The sequence below is a fragment of the Herminiimonas sp. genome, from assembly GCF_030645555.1.
GTDB lineage: Bacteria > Pseudomonadota > Gammaproteobacteria > Burkholderiales > Burkholderiaceae_D > Oxalicibacterium.
In genome coordinates this window covers 1-4,206 of the sequence record NZ_JAUSME010000316.1, presented here as the reverse complement: position 1 = coordinate 4,206, position 4,206 = coordinate 1, and the positions used below count along the sequence as shown (strand labels likewise).

General features: G+C 55.3%; 4 protein-coding genes. All 4 read right to left on the bottom strand.

The window, feature by feature from the left end; translation table 11 throughout:
• On the bottom strand, positions 1 to 1,043 hold a 1,043-nt coding region (hisC, locus tag Q7T06_RS11830), incomplete at its 3' end, for a histidinol-phosphate transaminase (protein WP_304784904.1).
• An 84-nt stretch (positions 1,044 to 1,127) separates the two neighbouring features.
• Entirely contained in the window at positions 1,128 to 2,204 is a 1,077-nt protein-coding gene (pheA, locus tag Q7T06_RS11825; RefSeq protein ID WP_304784902.1) for a prephenate dehydratase, read from the bottom strand.
• A 40-nt stretch (positions 2,205 to 2,244) separates the two neighbouring features.
• The gene (gene serC, locus Q7T06_RS11820; RefSeq protein ID WP_304784900.1) at positions 2,245 to 3,336 is read right to left on the bottom strand and encodes a 3-phosphoserine/phosphohydroxythreonine transaminase; all 1,092 of its coding nucleotides are present in this window, start codon (positions 3,334 to 3,336) and stop codon (positions 2,245 to 2,247) included.
• On the bottom strand, positions 3,336 to 4,206 hold an 871-nt coding region (locus Q7T06_RS11815; RefSeq protein ID WP_304784898.1), incomplete at its 5' end, for a DNA gyrase C-terminal beta-propeller domain-containing protein. The genes Q7T06_RS11815 and serC, both read right to left, overlap by 1 nt.

Genomic DNA, 4,206 nt, shown 5'->3' with positions numbered 1-4,206 from the left:
ATGCGCAACCATTGCGGCAAGCCATAGTTGCCTACCGGGCGCACGATCACGCCTTGCTTCAACAAGGCCAGGTTGACACGCGTACCTGCACTGTCATCATCGCCTACCTTGACCAAAACGAAGTTGCCCGATGAAGGCACGTAAGTCAGCTTCAACTCGTCAAAGGCTTGCGTCAACTGGCGATAACCTGCCGCATTCAATTGCGCACTTTTTTCGACAAACGCGCTGTCGTTCAAGGCCGCAATCGCAGCGGCTTGAGCCAGAGAATTGACATTGAAAGGCTGGCGTATGCGGTTGAGCAAATCGGTAATGCCCGGCTGTGCGATTCCGTAACCTATACGCAAACCGGCCAGGCCATACACTTTCGACATGGAGCGCGACACCAGCAGATTCGGGTACTTGGCGACCCATGCGATCGAATCATATTGCAATTCCGGCGCCAGGAATTCTGTGTACGCTTCATCGAGCACGATCACCACATTCGGCGGCACGCGCTTGATGAACTGCTCCAGTTCGTCGCCGGGTATGAAGGTGCCGGTAGGATTGTTCGGATTGGCGATGAAAATCAGGCGGGTATCGGCTTCGATGGCATCCGCCATGGCAGCCAGGTCATGACCGAAATTTTTCGCTGCAATGACCAGCGAGCGACCACCCACTGCCTGCGTAGCCAGCGGATAAACCGCAAATGAATACTGCGCGTAAATTACCGATTGGCCAGGCTGCACAAAAGCGTGAGCCGACAGTTCAAGGATGTCGTTGCTGCCGTTGCCGAGCGTGATCCACTCCGCAGGCACACCATATTTGGCGGTGATAACCGCCTTTAAATCGAAGCCGTTTCCATCCGGATAGCGACCTGCATCGGCCATCGCAAGCGCCATCGCCTGCCTGGCAGATTCGGGCATGCCGAGCGGATTTTCATTCGAGGCGAGTTTGACGATCCTGGCTTCGTCAAGACCGAATTCACGCGCGACTTCGGCAATCGGCTTGCCGCCCTGGTAAGGCGCAATCGCACGTACGTAATCAGGACCGAACTGAACAGACATAAAGGATTCCAGAATAAATGGTGACTGCCGGGAGCGACCGCTGCATTTGCCGCGCACCCAGCCCAGGCAACGGCAGCAGGCGAATTACAGACTGAATGGATACGAACCCAGCACCTTGAAGAATGCGGCGTTATCTTTCAGTTCCTTCAATGCGTCTGCCACTTTGGCATCTTGCAAATGGCCTTCCACATCGACATAGAAATAATATTCCCATGTACCCATGCGTGCGGGGCGCGATTCAAAACGCGTCATCGACACGCCATGTTTGGCCAAAGGTTCGAGCAGCTTGTAGACCGCGCCAGCCTTGTTCGGCACCGACAGCACCAGCGAGGTTTGATCCTTGCCGCTGGGTGAAGTATGCAAACGACCGATCACGGCAAAGCGCGTGCGGTTGTGCGGATCATCCTGCACATGCGCCTTGACGACTTGCAGATTGTATTTCTGTCCGGCGATCTCGCTGGCAATGGCAGCAACCGTGGGATCTTCGCCCGCCATGCGCGCAGCCTCACCATTGGAGGCAACGGCACGCCGTTCGATATTCGGATAATTCTGGTTGAGCCAGAGCTGGCATTGCGCCAATGCCTGCGAATGCGCACATATGCTGGTGATCCCGACCATCGTGCCGGAACGCGTCATCAGGCTGTGGTTGACTTGTATCGAGACTTCGCCGCTGATCGTCAAGGTCGTCTGCAACAGCAAATCGAGGGTGCGATTGATGACGCCTTCGGAAGAATTTTCAATCGGCACCACGCCAAAATCGGCAGTGCCGGCTTCGGTCGCACGGAATACTTCATCGAGGGATGCGCATGGCATGCCTTCGACCGCACGGCCGAACTGCTGGTACACCGCCTGTTCGCTGAACGTCCCGGCTGGTCCCAGATAGGCCACCGTCACGCGCTTTTCCAGCGCACGGCAAGCTGACATCACTTCACGGAAAACGGTTTGAATGTCTGCAGCCAGCAGCGGCCCGGGATTGCGTTCAGCCACGCTGCGCAAAACCTGCGCTTCACGCTCCGGGCGGAAAACCGGCGCATTGGTTTCCGCCTTGACGTGGCCGACCTGCTGCGCCACGCGTGCACGCTGATTCAGCAAATCAAGGATTTGCGCATCGATCGCATCGATCTGTACACGCAGCGGTTTGAGCTTGTCGTCCATCGTCATATTTTTGCAAACACGTTAAATCTCTGGCTTCGAATGAAAATCAAGCGTATTTTTTCTCGAACTCTTGCATGAACGCGATCAGCGCCTGCACGCCTTCTATCGGCATCGCGTTATAAATCGATGCGCGCATGCCGCCGACCGAACTATGGCCTTTGAGCTGCACCAGACCATGTTGCTCGGCTTCCGCAACGAATTTCTGGTTCAAGGATTCGTCTTTCAGGAAGAAAGGCACATTCATGCGCGAGCGATTGGCTGCCGGCACACGATTGATGTAAAAATCGGTCGAATCCAGATAGTCATAGGCCAGCGCAGCCTTTTTGATATTGATTTTTTCCATCGCAGCCACACCACCCTGACGCAGCACGTGCTGGAAAACCAGGCCGGCGATGTAGATAGGGTAAGTCGGCGGCGTATTGAACATCGAATCATGATCAGCCACCAGCTTCCAGTCAAATGCAGATGGGCAGATAGGCAATGCATGGCCGAGCAAGTCTTCGCGCACGATGACGATCGTCAAACCGGCGGGACCAATATTCTTTTGTGCGCCAGCGTAGATCACCGCGAATTTGGAAACATCGATTTCGCGCGACAGGATGCTCGACGACATGTCGGCTACCAGTGGCACGTCGCCTACGTCGGGCGTGAAGTCAAACTCAACGCCACCGATCGTTTCATTGGTGCAGATGTGCACATAGGCGGCATCCGGCGTCAGCTTCCAGGTATCGCGTGCCGGCACATAGGAAAAATTCTTGTCCTCTGACGATGCAGCGACATTGACCTTCGCATACTTGTGCGCTTCTTCTATGCTCTTCTCGGACCAGTGTCCGGTATGCACGAAATCGATCGTGGCAGGCTGCGGTTTTTTACCGACCAGATTCATCGGTACTATCGCATTTTCGGCAATCGCACCACCCTGCATCAGCAGGATTTTGTAGTTGTCCGGAATCGACATCAAGGTACGCAAATCGCGCTTCGTCGTCGCCAGGATTTCGGTGAATTCACGGCCGCGATGACTCATTTCCATCACGGACAAACCGGTGCCTCTCCAGTTTGTCATTTCATCCGCGGCCTGCTGAATTACTTCCTTTGGCAATGCAGCCGGCCCCGGTGAAAAGTTATACACGTGCTTCATTATTCCTCTTCCTCCGTACCGGATTGGTCTTCTTCAATATCTGATTCAAGTATGCGTTGCAGGCCGCTCAGCTTGGTGCCATCTTCAACTGCGATCAGCGTCACACCCTGCGTTGCACGGCCCATTTCGCGGATTTCCGCGACACGGGTACGTATCAGGACGCCGCCAGTCGTGATCAGCATGATTTCGTCCGCTGCTTCCACCAGTGTGGCAGCGACAACCTTGCCGTTACGCTCACTGGTCTGGATCGCGATCATGCCCTTGGTGCCGCGTCCGTGACGCGTGTACTCGGTAATCGGCGTACGCTTGCCGTAGCCGTTTTCCGTTGCAGTCAGCACGGACTGCTGTTCATTTTCCGCAACCAGCAGCGCAATGACTTGCTGCCCTTCTTCCAGGTTCATGCCGCGCACGCCACGTGCGGTACGACCCATCGGGCGCACATCGTTTTCGTCAAAGCGCACTGCCTTGCCGGAGTCCGAGAACAGCATCACATCATGCGTGCCATCGGTCAGCGCTGCACCGATCAGGAAATCGCCGTCATCCAGATCGACTGCAATAATCCCGGCCTTGCGCGGATTGCTGAAGTCGCTCAATGAAGTCTTTTTCACGGTGCCAAGGCTGGTCGACATGAAAATGTAGCGGTCTTCAGGGAAAGTGCGATTCTCGCCGGAGACCGGCAGAATTACAGTGATTTTTTCGCCATCCTGCAGCGGGAACATATTGACGATAGGCTTGCCGCGCGAATTGCGCGAACCTTGCGGCACTTCCCACACCTTCAGCCAGTACATGCGACCGCGATTGCTGAAGCAAAGGATGTAATCGTGTGTGTTCGCGATGAAGAGCTGATCGATCCAGTCGTCTTCCTTGGTC

Coding starts and splice junctions, on each gene's coding strand:
- pheA (WP_304784902.1), bottom strand. CDS start 2,204: ATGACGATGGACGACAAGCTCAAACCGCTGCGTGTACAGATCGATGCG.
- serC (WP_304784900.1), bottom strand. CDS start 3,336: ATGAAGCACGTGTATAACTTTTCACCGGGGCCGGCTGCATTGCCAAAG.